Genomic DNA, 16,620 nt, shown 5'->3' with positions numbered 1-16,620 from the left:
GTATAGTACCTGTTTAACTTGTATAATCAGTGAGTTACACAACTTCGCTGTCAGGCTTGACATGGTAGGGGTCGGCAGTTCGAGTCTGCCTAGACCCACCAAATTCGTTCTTCGTGAACAAACAACAAAGCCCGCTTCTAGCGGGCTTTGTTGTTTCTGGACGTTACCTAGTTTAATCCAAGTTTCCCTTCCTGAGTTTCACATTTTTACTTGTGGAATCTGTACTACAAAGCATACTCACACCTAAATTATTCTGCTTTGCCGAGGCTTACCTTAGTAAACGTAATATCTACGCGAAATGCCTTACGCCTTAAGCGCCAGTTGTCATGAATGCTTAAAAATAAGACAAGCAGCCAATAAAACTCAAGCTGAGTGAACCTCATTGGAGTTCTATACATTTCATGCATACATTTAATATGAAACTTTTGTCACTGTTTAGACCGAGCCGCTGAAGCTTTCTGCAAAGTGCTTTAGTACAGGATCGCTTGGATGGATTCTATATGTGTCTAAATGGAAATTATCTTGTATTTTGTGAGGAAGAAGAATGAAGAGAACAACATGGGTTTATGGTGTCTCGACGCTGTTTGCAGCATCGTTCTTATCTGCTGCTAGCTATGCAGCAGAAAAATCATATGTGGGTGTTGGGGTAGGTATCGCTGCGGTAACAGCCTATGAAAATGACAATGATGATTACATCGTTGAAGATGACTCCCAATTTGGTTATGTCACCTACGGTGGGTGGATGTTCAACCGTATTGTTGGCGTGGAAATGCAATACACGGACTATGGAGAATCATCAAAGACTTACACTGGGGGACGTAATGCATACGCTAGTAAGTCTACGTTAACTCTGGGAGCAAATTTGGGTTACACCTTTGATAACGGATTACGCCCATTTGCAACGCCTTCAATTGGGGTTAGTTGGTTAGAGCTCAATGCTGATGTCACTATTGATTCAACGACTTATACTCTTAATTCAGATGATACCTCTTTCGTGTTCCAGTTAACGACGGGGCTAGATTACACACCAGCAGCTATGGACCAATTGACATTGCGCGCCGCGTACGCAGTTTCGGCCGCGGAGTATAAGGACTCATCGGTCTACGATATTTTTCATGTAGGCAGTATGTTCTTTATTGGTGGTTCGTATAACTTTTGATAGAACATGACGCCCAGTAGGACAGCAGCTACTCTGCGAACTGGATTGTTAATCTACAGGGAGTTGTTCATTTTGTTCAACTCCCTACTGGTTGAGCGTCGTGGTCATAGTAAGGACAGTGAGAAGACCTCACTATGCGGAACAGCAGTATTCCCAATTGCAGAGAGAACTTGTTTACACGTCACTTCTTTGTTTCGAATCGAAACCTTTACCAAGTTTGCCCCGACTAATACAAAAGTTACTTCCTTCTCTTGAACTCATACTCCTGCGAACATCAAAAATTAACGAATGATTGATGGTTTTAATTGCAAGGTAATAAACTCACGTCATACTATTAGTTTTATTAATAAATGTGGTTTTAATCATAAATGGCGTTTAGTTGTTTCGTGGAGCTGATCAAGCGGTGGAACACGATCAATAATTGTCTGAACAGGGAGGGTCAATGAAACAACGTATTTTACAAACCCTCATTGTAGGGACTCCAGAATGCTGAGATTTTGTTTTCCTATCTTACTTGCCGTCATTTTATATCCGTATCTTGCTTTTGCCTCGGATGATGAAGCGAACCAGATGGTTACTCGTATTGAGTATTTTCAAGAATCTTCAGATGAGCCTTTGAATTTACAACAGGTTCAGCAGTATTTTCAAAGTAACGCTGTAACTTCAGTAGGAAATGGTTTTCTTAATTTTGGGATCAGCGACAGACCCAGTTGGATTCGTCTGTCACTGAACAATCCGAATGAGAATTTTGTTCATAGAAGATTAACAGCTGGGCAAACCTGGATAGAAAACATTGATGTCTATCTAGTGAGTGAGACGCTCAAGCAGCATTGGCATTCTGGAGATGGTGAAAAAGCAAACCATCATCTAGTTCCGGATGTCGGCGTTGTTTTTGACCTTGAATTGCCACCGGGTGAAAGCACGGTTTTAATACGAACTCAGTCATTTGACCCAATGGCGTTGCCGATAGAATTAATTACCAATGAAGAAGCAAGGCAAAAAGACACGGTTAACCATGTGATGTCAGGCATTCTGTACGGTATTTTGTTAGCCTTAGTTGGTTATAACGTTATTCTCTATTTCACCTTGAAGCAGGCTGATAGCCTCTACTATTGTCTTTATATTACCTGCTTTGTGGTCATGAATTTGGGGTATAGCGGTTACGCGTTTTTATGGTTGTATCCCAACTTCCCCGTAATACAAAACTACAGTACGCTTTTCTTCATGGTACTGCATGGGGTGTGCGGTATTGTTTTTGCCTCTCACTTTCTGCACCTATCTACTCGTATGCCTAAGTTACAGCGAGCATTACGTGTCTACATTGCGTTTGGCATTCTGGCAATTTCGCTGTTTGTTTTGCTTCAGCAACACTTACTTAGTGCGGTGTTCGCATTTGCTTATCTTTCGTTAACAACCTTAGTTATGATCGTGATTGGCTTTGCTAATTTGGGCAAGATCCGCGATGCTCACTTTTTTCTATTGGCAGTGTGTTGCAGCATGACGGGGCTTTTATTTACCACATTATCCGTTTGGGGTTTGATTCCCTATACTTATCACGGCTATAACGGTGCCGTTTATGGTGTGCTGTTGGAAGCGTTAATATTGGCGTTTGTTTTAGCTAATCGACTAAAGGTTATCGAAAATGAACGTATCACCGCCAAATTTCTTTCTTCGTTTGATCCTCTAACCCAACTGTTTAATCGGCACTCATTTGTTCAGGCCGGTAGTAAGATTTTACAAGATGGAACAAGGCTTAACGCCCCACTAAGTTTCATTATCTTGGACGTGGATTTGTTCAAATCTGTCAATGATAATTATGGCCACCATATCGGAGACAGGGCACTTTGCCATATTTCTAACTTATTACAAAAACACTGTAGGAATAGTGATGTCGTTGCCCGTTGGGGCGGGGAAGAAATGGTTATTTTGATGCCAAATACTGTAATGTCAGAAGCGCAAAGGTGTGCTGAAAATTTACGTTTAGTAATAGAAACCACGCCACTGACAATCGACGGTCAAATCATTTCTTTAACCGCCAGTTTTGGGGTTTCTAGTCGAATGAAAAATGAGAATTTGGATCAATTGTTTAGACTCGCAGACAAGCAACTTTATATAGCGAAAAATCGAGGACGAAATCGTGTTGAGCCTCAAAGCGAAAGTTGTTCGGCGTTTACCCTCATTAATTAACCTATTACTATGTTGGGTATGAACGCCGCTCTTGGCGCTTTCCTATACTTCTCACAACAGTAGTAGACTTTTTACTCTACACGCAGCGATTTTATCTATATGGTGTGGCGCCGATATCAACCCGCAACTAAAGTTTATTATGCGTAGAGAAAAAACTTGTTGTTAATTTGTAATTTTCACTTATAGAGTAAAGCCGTGTCAGCCCCATCTTTTACCAATCGTCGTAAATCTTCCCGTGTAGAACTCGATACATTGATTCCTGCATCTTGTCTCTTTAATCGCTGGCTTAGACCTGTCATTCAAGTTCAAATTGTGGATGTTTCCAATCACGGCATGAAGCTCTTCACTAACGTATTTTTAGACTTATCTAGTACGACTATCCGCATCAGCGCATTAAAAGCAGATGTGAAAGGCAAGGTGGTATGGCGTCATAAACGAGATGGCGGATATATGTGCGGATTTATGGTGCAGGAAGGCAATGAAATATCGGATGAAGAGATAGCGTATTTAGCTAACTTATAAAACACTCAGATTTTAGGCGATATTTAGTCTTGTAAGTCGTAGATATTAAACCGAATTTGTCTCAATCCTGAGACGTTAGCTAATTAATTTCGATAGCTAAATAAATATATTGAACAAAATCCGTTCGCTTGAAGCCTTTAATACAAAGACTTTAGTTCATTTTTTATCTAATCCCATAGTTTAAAATCAGTTGTTTTTGAATAAGGGCGACAGTGTTTCGTCATTGAAGATGCCTTTCTAATATGAGTATTATTTATCAGTTTTAACGAATGGCCCAGTGTGCAACATTAAACTATGAACGTTCTGATCTGTGATGATTCTGCATTAGCGCGAAAATCCTTAAGCCGTACTCTTGTCCATTATTACGATATTGAGATTTATTTTGCGGAAGACGGTAGAGAAGCACTCAACCTACTTGCTCATAATAGAATTGATATCTGTTTCCTAGATCTGACTATGCCAGTTATGGATGGGTATGACGTATTGAGTTCGCTTCCCGTTAACTCATATCCAACCAAAATGGTTATTATCTCGGGCGATGTGCAGAAAGCGGCGAAAGAACGCTGTTTTGCATTAGGTGCGTCTGACTTTATTGAAAAGCCTTTCAAGATAGAGCAGCTGGAAACTGTTTTCAAAGGGTATCATGTTGAAAACTCCATTCATAAAAGTATAACTTCAGAGCCCTATATTGATTCAGATTCGAAATTTAGGGAACTGACCAATATCGCCTTAGGTCGGTGCGTTGCGCTTATTTCAGACAGCGTAGGAGACTTCATCAACATGCCTTTACCTGCGGTTGGTATATTGGAGCCGTCTGAGCTGGAAATGGCTGTTCACGATGTCTTATACCGAGACAATGTTAATGCTGTATCACAGCGGTTTACGGGCGCTGGGATTCATGGAGAGTCTTTGGTCACCATCAGAGGCAGAGAAGTCGCCAAAGTCGGGGAGCGTCTCGGTTACCCGCTACAAGATGCAAACAGCAGTGAATCACTACTTAACATCTCAAATTTAGCGGTTTCGACCTTCCTGAGTGTACTGGCTGAACTGATCATGGTCAGCTTTACTCTGCGTCAGCCAGTTTTAATTAATGGCTATGAAAAAGAGCTGCTAGCACAGCAAGAGATAACTAAGTCTGCTTTTACGGTCGAGTTTTCATATACAGCTGAAAACCTTGATTTTCAATGTGACATTCTGTTGTTGATCGATATGGAATCCGTAAAAGTGATTGATAAATTGATGGAACCTTTCTAATGACGAACTTGACTGTAAACGTTCGGGATTTTCATTGGGGAATCCAAGCGTTAGATACTATAGATGTTGGATTAGTGGTAATTGATATCAATTATGAAGTGTGCCTTTGGAATAGTTTTATGCAAAATTATTCAGGCATTGTTTCTACGAAAATCATGGAAAAGGTGTTGTTTGATGTCGTGCCGGATCTTCCTGAAGCGTGGCTCAAAGCAAAAATAGATGCCGCAGTTAAGTTAGATACAAGAACCTTTTCACGTTGGGAAGACAGACCTTATGTCTTTCATTTTAAAAACTACTCACCGTATACCAATAAAAGCACAATCATGTATCAAAACATGGTGGTGACACCGTTGAAATCTCTTAACGGCGACGTGTCTCACGTGTGCATAATGATTCAAGACGTCTCTGATATTGCAAAAAACAAGCTGCATTTAGAACAATCAAATCAGCATTTATCGACCATGAGTCGCACTGATGGCCTGACGCAATTACTGAACCGATCCTATTGGGAATCTCTACTGATGAAAAAGTACGAGAAAATTAGCGCAACGGAAGCGCCTGCGTCATTGGTTATTTTTGATATCGACCATTTTAAGAAAGTTAACGATACCTTTGGTCATTCTGCTGGTGATGTGGTTATCCGCAAAACAGCGGAGGTGTTACGTAAGACAGCCAGAGCCTCTGATCATTGTGGTCGCTACGGTGGTGAGGAGTTTACCGTACTATTGCCAAACACGACGGTTGACCAAGCAAGATATTTCGCTGAAAGGTTGCGTAAGCGAATTGAGGCTGAGGTTGTCAGCACTGAGCATGGTGAAATCAGATATACCATTAGCCTAGGCGTGTGCGCGTTTGATAAGAAGTTCCGCACGCATTCGGAATGGTTAGAACATGCGGATAAAGCCTTGTACGAGTCGAAAGGGCAAGGACGAAATCAAACGACCGTTGCCGCTTGACTCGGCAATTCAAAGCCAAATCGCATCTAGTAGTGAAGTTAGATTCGATTTGGCTTTTTAATACATCTTATCTGGACATAAAACTGAGCCGTTTGGATTTCTTCTGGGATAGTACTAGTCCGATAAATATTAGTGTTAGCGCGGTATACGTTGACGAGTTTATTGGTTCTCCAAGCAAAATAACGCTTATGACCATACCAAATACCGGAACCAGATAGTTGTTGAATGAGGTAAAGGTTGCCCCTACTTGCGCTAACAAATTATAAAGCAGGAAATACGCAAAACAGGTACAAGCAAGCGCCAGTATCAGCAGTGCTGAAAGAGAACGAACGTCAAAAGTAAAGGAACTGACGTCATCAACCAACAGCGCAATTGGCAAAGATATTACCGCAGAGCAAATTAAAACACCTGCAGCGTTTGCGAGAGGGTGATACTGGGTGATTTTGCTCCTGCGAGCATAGACAGCAGATAAACCGTAGCAGCAAGCGGCAAAGATAACCGCCAATTGCGCTAGAATATGCGCGCCAAAACCATGCAGTGCATCAACCCCGATAAGCACCACTACACCACCTCCGCCAAGAACAACGCCGAATAATTTGTTCAAAGACATCTTCTCATCATCCGTTAAGTAATGAGCGAAGATCAAGGTTGCGAGAGGAATTAAGCCCATCAACACCGAAGCCAAAGCAGCATCTATGTACTGTTCACCCCATGTAATCAAAAAGAATGGAACAATATTGCCGATAATGGCGACGACGGCATAGTGCTTCCAAACTTTCAATTCAGCCGGAATACGCAATTTAAAGGTCCAGATAAATACGGACATAGCGATGGCAGACAGAGTTAAACGCATAGCAACAGTTAATATGGGTGAATAGCTTTCCAGAGCTATTTTAAGAAAAGGGAACGAACTTCCCCATATTGCCGCTAGCAATAGAAGCATCAGATAGTGCTTTGCATGAACCTGCATCTTATTAATCCGTTAATTCACTGATAAAGAGCGTACTGCTCGTGAGGCTTGTCACGCCAAAGACTGTGGGTCTTCGTGTCCACAATAACGATATCTAAACAAATTGACAACATGTTAAAAGTCTTTACGATTTTGGTGATATATAACATGTTCAGGAATGAATCTGACGGGTTCGTGAAATAGGGATATTCTGCAATGAAGTTGCAACAGGCTAAAGTGATTGTTCGATGAAGGTAGAAGTTTGTCGGGTTTCTGAAGCGAGTTTGATGGTTTACTTTGGGCATTCTATCGATCTGAAATTGATAGAGCGAATAGCCGCGTTTAGTCATGCGGTAAAGGATCAGTATCATGGAAAAATCTATGAAGTGATTCCTTCTTACACTACGCTTTTGATTGAATACAATCCACTTAAAATCGATATCCGAGAGTTGACACAATGGTGCCATTTGCAAGCTGACAAAATAGCCAACAGCAACGTATTACCTTCGAAATCCAAAACAGTGACTTTTCCCGTTTATTATCACCCAGAAGTCGCGCCAGATTTACAAAGTTTAGCCTCAGAAAAACAAATGAGTGTCGAAAGACTCATCGAGATCCACTGTCAGAGAGAATATACCGTCTGTGCAATAGGCTTTGCTCCGGGCTTTGCTTTTCTGGGGACTGTTGACGCCCAGATTGCAACGCCACGTCATGCAGAACCCCGTTTGAAAGTAGCGAAAGGCAGTGTAGGTATTGCTGACCAACAAACGGCGATTTACCCTCAGGAAACACCGGGAGGGTGGAAGATTATTGGAAATTGCCCATTAGCGTTGTTCGACATTGAAAGCGACCCAATAATGCCATTCGATGTGGGCGATAAAGTGCGCTTTGAACCTATTTCCAAGGAGCAGTTTCTGGATCTGGGAGGTGTTGTATGAGCGGCTTACAAGTTATATCGTCGGGCATGTTAAGCCTTATTCAGGACTTAGGCCGATACGGTGTGGCTCATCATGGATTAAGCGTAGGTGGGCCAGCGGATCTTCATGCTCACTGTTGGGCGAATCAATTGCTGGATAATCCAAGTAATGCTTCTGTATTAGAAATCACCATGGGCAATGCTTCATTCTTAGCGCTCGACGATACTCTTATGTCACTCACGGGTGCTGAGACCAATCCACAAATTGATGGAGAGCCTATTGCTACATGGCGTAGCTTTTTGTTGAGAAAAGGGCAAACACTCAAACTCGGTTATGCAAAAACGGGGTTTCGTAGTTATTTAAGTGTCGCTGGTGGCTTCGATGTGCCAAAGGTATTTGGTAGTAGTGCGACGGTCGTACGTAATCATATGGGGGGACTAGGTGAAGGATCAGGTCGAGCAATACAGAAAGGCGATGTTTTGCCCGTTTCTAAATCGTACACAAGTGACGGTAAGCCATTTAATTGGGTACCACGGCTTTTCATTCCGAAATACCCCGATGAAGTGAGCTTGTCTGTGATTGAATCTTATCAGTCTCACCTTTTTAGTCGTCAGGCAAAGCACGAGTTTTATGCTAATGCTTATCGGATTAGCGATAAGTCGGACCGTATGGGCATTCGATTACAGGGAAACCCCGTTCAAATGGATGTGGAAGGCGTGATCTCTGAAGGTATTGCTTACGGTTCCATCCAGTTTCCTTCTAATGGACAACCAATCATTCTGTTAAATGACCGTCAAACTCTTGGAGGTTATCCAAAGATCGGTTGCGTGTCGAAAATGAGTTTAATGAAGCTAGCTCAGGCAAAGCCGGGTAGTGTCATCCATTTCTATAGAGGCGACATAGATCGCGAGACAGAAGCGTACTGTCAGTTTATGAACTTCTTTTCTCTTTAATTTAATAGGGGGTAGAACTTCCCCCTCCTTTACAACGATTCTTTTGTTTAAAAGTTCATTCTAAACCCTCAATTTTTCTCCCTGTTTCAGTGACATCGCTGTTTGGATAAGGCCGCCTAAATGTGTGTGGCGTTAAAATACTGTTACATGTGACATATGATTATTGATACATATTTAGTCGTAATTACTTGCAGCCTTAATTATTTAGAACTAGACGTTTAAAGGTAAAGAATTAAGAAACCGCACACCGGTTCATAAACTAAAGGCTTTAAATCATGTCAGATGGTCGCTTCGTTTACGCAGACGATTCGAGTCGTTCAATGTCACTCAATTCGATTGAGTACCAAGTCCAACCCAGTTGGAAAGTGCTTACGGTTGATGATGACAAAGGATACCAACAATCGCTTATCTACAGTTTGAATGATTTGGAAGTCAATGGACGTTCCGTCGAAGTGCTTTCCGCTAATTCTGCAACAGAAGCGGCTTATATACTGTCGCAGCACAATGATATAGCGCTTATCTTGTTAGATGTTGTGATGGAACAAGATGATGCAGGGTTACGTCTTGTTGAAACCGTGCGTAATGTACAAGGTAACTCTCTGGTTCGTATTATTTTACTCACTGGGCAACCTGGGTTTGCACCGAGAAAAGATGTCATGTTGCAATATGATATCAACGAGTACTGGAACAAATCTGAAGTAGACCATGAAACGTTGAAGTCGATAACCGCTGCAAATTTCCGTTCTTGGCAGTCGATGATCGAGTTGGACAAAGCCAGAATGGGCTTGCAGTTGTTGGTTGATGCTTCGCGAAAGATTGCGAGTAAGTATGACGCCAATACTTTCATTCAAGTTGTAATTAAAGAAATTGTAGGGCTATTTGGTGGTTTCGGTGAGCCAAGCCTGTGTGTTTTACGCGTCGATAAAGCTATGAATTGCGAACAAGCTCTGGTTGTGGCTTCTTCTGGAGTAACAGGAGTTGAACAGGGCGAACCATTACCCGACGAGATAAAATTAAAATTCGTTAAACTGTGCCGTGAATCCATCGCGGAGAAAAATCATAAATTCCAAAATAATTTGTCTGTTTTGTATTTCTCCGGAGACAGTGACGGAAGTTATTACTATTTGGTGTTAGCGGAAACTAAACAATGTTTAAGTGACTACCATATTCGTTTGTTGCAAGTATTCAGTGAAAATATCAGCTCTGGTTTTATGCAAATCGCTTTGGTTAACCAACTTTCAAAATTGGCTTATCAAGATAGTGATTTGAATGTAAAAAATAAAAACTGGCTGCTACGTGAGTTAGACGTCATGAATCAAGATGAACTCAGTGAGCTTGAGATGCTGGTAGTTGAACTTGATGATTACGATACTCATGCTATTTCTTTCGACCGCCAGTCTTTGATGGCACTTATAGGTTCGGTATGTCAGCGTCTTGTTGACGCTTTTCATACTTCATCGGTTGTAAGTCGAGTAGGATCCGATAGGTTTGCCATTTTACATAGTCGTGGTTTTGCGTTGACCGATGACGAACTGATAAGTTTGTCTAGCTTGCCGCACTCTGTTGGTGAATTCCAAGTGCGCTGCACGTTAACATTTGCAAGAGTTGAACTTAAACAGCTGGCAAATTATCCCGCGCAGCAAATTTTACACATGGCGAGAAGTTTGCTCTGTTCTGCCAGAGACAAAAAAATGCAGGTTGTGACTTATGAACCGTCCTACCGTGAAAGTCTTATTCGTGACTATCAAATACTTGGGGACTTAAAGTCCGCAATAGAAAGCAAAGAATTCTATATTGTCTTGCAGCCGAAATGTGACCTCAAGACTGGAAGAGCTGTGGGTTTAGAGGCGTTGCTACGTTGGAAAAAGCAAGAAACCACGATTCCGCCGAATATTTTTATCCCCATAGCAGAGCGCAGCGGTTTAATTAACAAGTTGGATACGATTGCAGCAAAACTAACTTTCGAAGCGTTACATCGATTAGAAGATGCGGGTTACAGCCTTCCCACCTCAATTAACGCAACAGTGCAAGATCTCACCGACCCGGAATATATCGCTTTGCTACTGGATCTAGTACGTGGTGAAAATCTCAACCCAGACTTAATTGAGGTGGAAATTACCGAAAGCCAAACGATGGAATCCTATTTAGAAATTAAACCGATACTTGATCACTTACATAATGCGGGCATAAAAATTAGCATTGACGACTTCGGTACTGGCTATTCTTCGCTTTCTCATATTTCTCAGCTTGGTGTAGATACCATCAAAATAGATATTTCTTTTGTTCGACATCTACACGAAGATATGGCGAGCCAACAGGTGGTTGATTTGGTAGTGAGTCTGGCCGGTTTGTTTGATTTCTCTGTTGTCGCTGAAGGTGTTGAGACGGATGAGCAGCGCAATGCGTTGTTAGAAAGAGGGTGCACTCTTGGGCAAGGCTATCTGTATGCAAAACCTATGATGGTTGATGAGCTGTTAGTTTGGCTCAAAAATAATGAATCTGAATTGAGCGAATGAAAGTAAGGAAATTAGAGAAGTCGTCACGACGAAATATATTTGCGTTGTTGTTGTTTGGTTTGGTTATCACTAGCCTGATCGGCGGGCTGGTGTATCGAAACAATATCAATCAACGCTTAGATGCAGTGGCGTTCGAACAACAACGGAAAATTGCTCAGGCAGAAGTGCTATGGGGGCAAAATATTGGAGATATAAGACACACGTTACAAATTCTCTTTAGATCTCCAGCGTTTATTTATGCCCTTGCTTCAGACTCGAAAGTAAATACCGAGCTGATACAGCGAATCTTTATCTCCTTTGCTGAAAGTGTCGATCCACTTATGCAGGTTCGTTGGCTCGATGAAAATGGCGTTGAGAGAGTCAGGGTGGATGTAAAAGATGGTATGGCTGTTGTTGCTGGTGAAAGCGCTTTGCAGGACAAAAGCAGTCGTTATTACGTTAAGCAAGGAATGAAGACCGACGACGGAAAAATATATCTCTCAAATGTCGACCTCAATGTGGAAAACGGAGTAATTGAAGTACCGTTTCGACCTACGATAAGAGCATCGATAAAAACAGGAACTACCCACGGTTTGCATACGGGTTTACTGGTACTGAATTATGATGTTGGAGGGTTACTGAAAGTCATTAGTTCATTTGATTCAGACAGAGTGAATCTGCAGCTTGTGGATACTGACGGATATTGGTTGAAGAACGTTGATACTGAGCTCGAATGGGGGAGAGATTTAAAAAGAGAAAGCCACAACATTGCAGTGAAGAATCCAGAAGTCTGGGCTCAGATGAACAAACATCAGTCCTTCAGCCGTTTCAATCACTCTTTGGGTTTTGCGAGTTACGAGTGTAACAACGTAACTGGCCCCCTTTTATCCGAAGATATTGTTCGCAGTCCGTCGTTATGTTTTATCGCAACCACGTCTGTATCTGTGTTGAATCAACTTAAGAGAGAGGCGCTTATTCCCTCGCTTTTACTTTGTACAGCAATCGCTATATTTGGCATTTTTATTCTTAGGCGTGAATGGGATTTTCGGCTAAAGCTAATAGCGCTATATCGTGAACAAGAACGAGATAAGAAGAAAATTGAAGAATCCTCAGAGTACACGCGGAATTTGCTTAACCAACAGCAATTGTTGCAAAACGACCTTGTGGAGTCACGTAAGCTATCAGCATTAGGTATGATGGTTGCGGGGGTTGCACATGAACTCAATACACCAATTGGTACGGCCATATTAGCGGCATCACGTCTAAAATCTGACCATAATCGTCTGTCTACGGCTGTGTTACAGGGCTTAAGCAAGAGCGATTTGGAACAATATCTGGTTTCAACTCAAACAGGGCTTGATCTTGTTGATAAAAGCCAAAAAAAAGCGGCAGAGTTAATCCGTAGTTTTAAACGTTTAGCGATAGATAGAACGCGGGAGGATGTGGTTTCATACCGATTAGATCTGGTAGTTGAAGATCTAGTGGCCACTTTAAAACCACGTTTTAGAGCTGGTCAGGTAGAGTTTGAATATGAGGTAGAACCTATCGAGATGGTAGGAAGACCGGGCAGTGTGTCTCATGTTCTTCAAAACTTGCTGATAAATGCAATGCAGCATGCTTTCAAGAAGGAAACGGGTGGCAAACTTAAGGTCTGCGCTCAGCTATGCAACAATGGGAGGGACGTCGAAATAAGGGTAATAGACAACGGTAAAGGTATTGATCCTGATGTTCTGCCGAATCTTTTTGACCCATTTGTAACGACTAATCGGGCGGAAGGCAATACAGGTTTGGGTTTGCACTTCGTTCATCAATGGGTCACCAGTTCCCTAAATGGCTCAATAGTCGTGGAATCTGAATTATTAAAAGGTACAACTTTCATCATTAAATTGCCGAAGCATTTCATAGAGAAACAAGAGGCAGGTTCGGTTAGTCATTAGAAAGAGCAGAACTCATTTGTGTTCGTCAGTGCTGCTCTTTGAGTATTCAGAGAGCTTGAAACCTTTATTGCGGTTTCTGCTTCTTGCTCATCGTCACCATGTAGATACCGCTACAAACCAGTATCAGTGCAATCATGTATTTCCATTCCAATATTGTTTCGCCAAGGAATATGGAAGATAGACTGCTACCAAATACCGGTATCAAGAAGTTGAAGATAGTCACCATGCTAACGGGATTATGCTTTAGCAACACACTCCACAGAGCAAACGCCGCAGACGATAGACAAGCGAGATAGATGAGTAATGATAGGCTGGCAAAGTCAAAGTCACCTGATTGCCCCCCGAATACATAACCCACACACAGTAGCGCTAAACCACCGATGGATAATTGCCATGCCGTCATGACCATGGCATCAATACCTTGCGAGATTTTCTTACCATAAATAGAAGCGGCTGCAAGAATGAAAGCGGCAAAAATCACCGAACCTTCACCCAGCAGGCTGAATTGGAAATCAAGCAATGACTGGTTGAAATTCACGATAAACACACCGAGAAAACCAACCGTACAGCCAATCGCTTTTCTCTGTGTTAAGCGGTCATTGTGATAGATGAAATGCGCGAGCAATACACTGAAGAAAGTACCAGTTGCATTCAAGATGGATGCTTTCACACCTGTTGCAAAGGCTACACCCAAATAGAAGAAGATGTACTGTAGGCTGGTTTGCGTTAAACCCAGCACAATAATTTGGCGTACTTTTGTTTTAGTTATGGTTCCGGTATGACGTCGAAACAGTACGGATAGAATGATCAGAAAAATACCCGCCAATAAAAATCGTTGCCCCGCAAACACCATTTGTGAAGCGACATCGCTTGCTTCGATGTTGAGCAAAGCATAACCGGTTTTGATAGCCGGATAAGCACTTCCCCACAACAAAGTGCAGAGTATAGCTAATGCATATACGACCATAGGTCGAGAGAAGAAATGAGCTGATTGCGATGGCATATGGCAGATTACCTAAAGGGTGAATTAATAGAGGTTTATTTTTGAAACGGTAGTTCGTATTTTTTGAGTGGTTGATTCTATACCATATTGTGTACTTTTTTAATCTCTGTTGCATAAAAGATTTGGGCTGAGATTAATTAGACGCTCCGTTTCGATACTGAGCTTTTCGTTGGTAATTGATTACGGTAAATCTTGCCCTTGTTTTCATATCAAATGCTTGTTTCAAATCTAAGTGTCTTTACTTACAAGCATATTCAATCTGTTTTTCCCCACAATCGCGTTCATTAATCTGAATTTTGTTTGAGTTAGCTCAAGAAATAATAGGAACGGTGTTTCAAAAGTACCTAAAAGATCACAAATCAAATATGAATGAATTTATTCAAATATGAACAAGTGTTAGATTTGCCACATCTTAAAGGAGGGTGCTATGCACATTAATTACAACAACAATCCCAAAGACGCTAAGTCGTATGATACGGATCGTTTAAGAGAAGAATTCCTAACAGAAGAGCTTTTCAAACAAGGTGAAATCACTCTTGTATACAGTCACATCGACCGTGTCGTGGCTATGGGTATCAGCCCTGCGGATACAGCACTGAAACTGGAAGATTTTGTTGATAACAAAGCTTTTGGTACGGATTTTTTCCTGCAACGTCGTGAGTTGGGCATTGTCAACTTAGGTGAGAAAGCGGAAGTTCGTACTCAAAATGGTGTTTACGTGTTAGAGCACTTGGATGCGGTTTACCTAGGCAAAGGCGAACAAGATATTGAGTTCCGCGCATTGGAAGACGAATTTGCAAAACTCTACTGCTTAAGCGCGCCTGCTCATCATACATACCCATCACGCACTATTTTGCGTAACGAAGCCCGCATAGTTGAGTTGGGTTCACTAGAAACGGCTAACGACCGCGTGATTAACCAATACCTGCATCCAGATGTTTTGCCAACTTGCCAACTTTGCATGGGCGTAACTCATCTAAAACCGGGTAGCGTTTGGAACACTATGCCGGCACACACCCATGAGCGTCGCATGGAAGCTTACCTCTATTTCAACGTTCAGCCATCTCAAGTGGTTTTCCACTTCATGGGTGAACCTACAGAAACTCGTCACATCGTAGTGAGAAATCACCAACTTGTGCTATCGCCAAGCTGGTCAATTCACTCTGGTTGTGGCACGAAAAATTACAGTTTTGTGTGGGGAATGTTGGGTGAGAACCAAACATTCGACGATATGGATTTCGTTGATATGAACGAAATTCGATAACGAAAAACTTATTTGTATTTTACGGAGAAACATGATGTTTAAGAATTCTGCCCTAAAACTCGCCGCTATTGCCACTGTAGTGGGTAGCGCACTGAGCTACTCTTCAATTGCATCTGCTGCAACTGAAATCAAAGCTGCTTTCAACCAATCTGACAAGCACCCACAATACCTAGCTCTTAAAGAGTTCGGCGAGAAGTTAAACAAAGAAACCGACGGTCGTTACAAGCTAAACATTTTCCCTAACGAACTATTGGGCGACCAGCGTGCAGCACTTGAGCTAGTACAAAACGGTGCGATTCAAATGGCGGTTGTTGCTAACCCATTGGTTGAAAACTACGACAAAACTTTTGCGGTAATCGGTATGCCTTATGTATACACAGGCTCTAAGCACCAAGAGAAAGTATTTACTTCTGGCGTGCTAGACAACTTATTTGCATCGACTCAAAAATTTGGTTTCGAAGTGCTAACTGCTTACACAGCTGGTGCTCGTAGCATGTACACCAAGGGTAACTCAGTAGCAAACGTTGCCGACATGAAAGGTAAGAAAATCCGAGTTATGCAGTCTGACACTATGATCAAGATGCTTTCTTGCATGGGCGGTACTGGTGTACCAATGAGTCAGGGTGAAGTTTACACTGCAGTACAACAAGGCGTTCTCGATGGCGCAGAAAATAACGAAATCACTTACGCGGACCTTAAGCAATACGAAGTTGCGCCATACTTCTCGACGACTCGTCACCTAATGGTTCCAGACTTAGTAGTAGCAAGCAGCTACTTCATGTCAACGATGTCTCAAGAAGATCAAGCGACATTCAAAAAGCTAGCGAAAGAGAGCACGATAAGCGAATTCGCTCTATGGAATGCGCAAATCGAAACCGCTAAGAAAACAGCGATGGATAAAGGGGCAACTTTCGTAGAGGTTGATATCAAGCCTTTCCAAGAGTCTTGTAGCGCTCTACAAAAAGACCTAATTAAGACTCCAGAACAAAAAGATCTATTCGAAAAAGTTGCAGCACTGCAATAA

At 42.0% G+C, this 16,620-nt stretch carries 13 protein-coding genes; 11 read left to right on the top strand and 2 right to left on the bottom strand.

The window, feature by feature from the left end:
* Window positions 1-544 precede the first annotated feature (544 nt).
* From HUO09_RS10070 to HUO09_RS10050, 5 genes are all read left to right on the top strand, one after another.
* On the top strand, window positions 545-1,159 hold the full coding sequence (locus HUO09_RS10070; RefSeq protein WP_188233893.1) for an outer membrane beta-barrel protein: 615 nt from the start codon (window positions 545-547) through the stop codon (window positions 1,157-1,159).
* Between the two features lie 570 nt (window positions 1,160-1,729).
* Entirely contained in the window at window positions 1,730-3,346 is a 1,617-nt protein-coding gene (locus HUO09_RS10065; protein ID WP_188233892.1) for a diguanylate cyclase, read from the top strand.
* Window positions 3,347-3,541: 195 nt separating this feature from the next.
* Window positions 3,542-3,868: a PilZ domain-containing protein gene (locus HUO09_RS10060; RefSeq protein WP_188233891.1), complete on the top strand. Its 327-nt coding sequence runs from the start codon at window positions 3,542-3,544 to the stop codon at window positions 3,866-3,868.
* A 294-nt stretch (window positions 3,869-4,162) separates the two neighbouring features.
* Window positions 4,163-5,122, top strand: a complete 960-nt coding sequence (locus HUO09_RS10055) for a response regulator (protein WP_167412481.1) — start codon at window positions 4,163-4,165, stop codon at window positions 5,120-5,122.
* Window positions 5,122-6,078 (top strand): GGDEF domain-containing protein, encoded by a 957-nt coding sequence (locus HUO09_RS10050; protein WP_188233890.1) that lies wholly within the window; start codon window positions 5,122-5,124, stop codon window positions 6,076-6,078. Before HUO09_RS10055 ends, HUO09_RS10050 begins: the two co-directional genes overlap by 1 nt.
* Before the next feature lie 67 nt (window positions 6,079-6,145).
* Here HUO09_RS10050 and HUO09_RS10045 read toward each other — a convergent pair whose 3' ends face one another.
* Window positions 6,146-7,048 (bottom strand): DMT family transporter, encoded by a 903-nt coding sequence (locus HUO09_RS10045; RefSeq protein WP_188233889.1) that lies wholly within the window; start codon window positions 7,046-7,048, stop codon window positions 6,146-6,148.
* A 227-nt stretch (window positions 7,049-7,275) separates the two neighbouring features.
* Here HUO09_RS10045 and pxpB point away from each other — a divergent pair, with 227 nt between their 5' ends.
* From pxpB to HUO09_RS10025, 4 genes are all read left to right on the top strand, one after another.
* A complete protein-coding gene (pxpB, locus tag HUO09_RS10040; RefSeq protein ID WP_167412478.1) occupies window positions 7,276-7,965 on the top strand; it encodes a 5-oxoprolinase subunit PxpB in 690 nt (229 codons plus the stop codon).
* Window positions 7,962-8,897, top strand: a complete 936-nt coding sequence (locus tag HUO09_RS10035; protein ID WP_188233888.1) for a biotin-dependent carboxyltransferase family protein — start codon at window positions 7,962-7,964, stop codon at window positions 8,895-8,897. Before pxpB ends, HUO09_RS10035 begins: the two co-directional genes overlap by 4 nt.
* 275 nt (window positions 8,898-9,172) lie before the next feature.
* Window positions 9,173-11,413 carry an EAL domain-containing protein gene (locus HUO09_RS10030; RefSeq protein ID WP_188233887.1) on the top strand — a complete coding sequence of 747 codons (2,241 nt, stop codon included), beginning with the start codon at window positions 9,173-9,175 and terminating at the stop codon, window positions 11,411-11,413.
* Window positions 11,410-13,329 carry a sensor histidine kinase gene (locus HUO09_RS10025; RefSeq protein ID WP_188233886.1) on the top strand — a complete coding sequence of 640 codons (1,920 nt, stop codon included), beginning with the start codon at window positions 11,410-11,412 and terminating at the stop codon, window positions 13,327-13,329. Before HUO09_RS10030 ends, HUO09_RS10025 begins: the two co-directional genes overlap by 4 nt.
* Window positions 13,330-13,393: 64 nt before the next feature.
* Here HUO09_RS10025 and HUO09_RS10020 read toward each other — a convergent pair whose 3' ends face one another.
* A complete protein-coding gene (locus tag HUO09_RS10020; protein ID WP_188233885.1) occupies window positions 13,394-14,332 on the bottom strand; it encodes a DMT family transporter in 939 nt (312 codons plus the stop codon).
* 427 nt (window positions 14,333-14,759) lie between these two features.
* Here HUO09_RS10020 and kduI point away from each other — a divergent pair, with 427 nt between their 5' ends.
* Together kduI and HUO09_RS10010 are read left to right on the top strand one after the other, a co-directional pair.
* Window positions 14,760-15,596: a 5-dehydro-4-deoxy-D-glucuronate isomerase gene (gene kduI / locus HUO09_RS10015; protein ID WP_188233884.1), complete on the top strand. Its 837-nt coding sequence runs from the start codon at window positions 14,760-14,762 to the stop codon at window positions 15,594-15,596.
* Window positions 15,597-15,630: 34 nt separating this feature from the next.
* The gene (locus HUO09_RS10010; protein ID WP_188234153.1) at window positions 15,631-16,620 is read left to right on the top strand and encodes a TRAP transporter substrate-binding protein; all 990 of its coding nucleotides are present in this window, start codon (window positions 15,631-15,633) and stop codon (window positions 16,618-16,620) included.

The sequence above is a fragment of the Vibrio sp. Y2-5 genome, assembly GCF_014596725.1.
In the GTDB taxonomy this organism is placed as follows: Bacteria; Pseudomonadota; Gammaproteobacteria; order Enterobacterales; family Vibrionaceae; genus Vibrio.
Note: the sequence above shows the minus strand (reverse complement) of the source record. Positions and strands in the feature narration are given on the sequence as shown.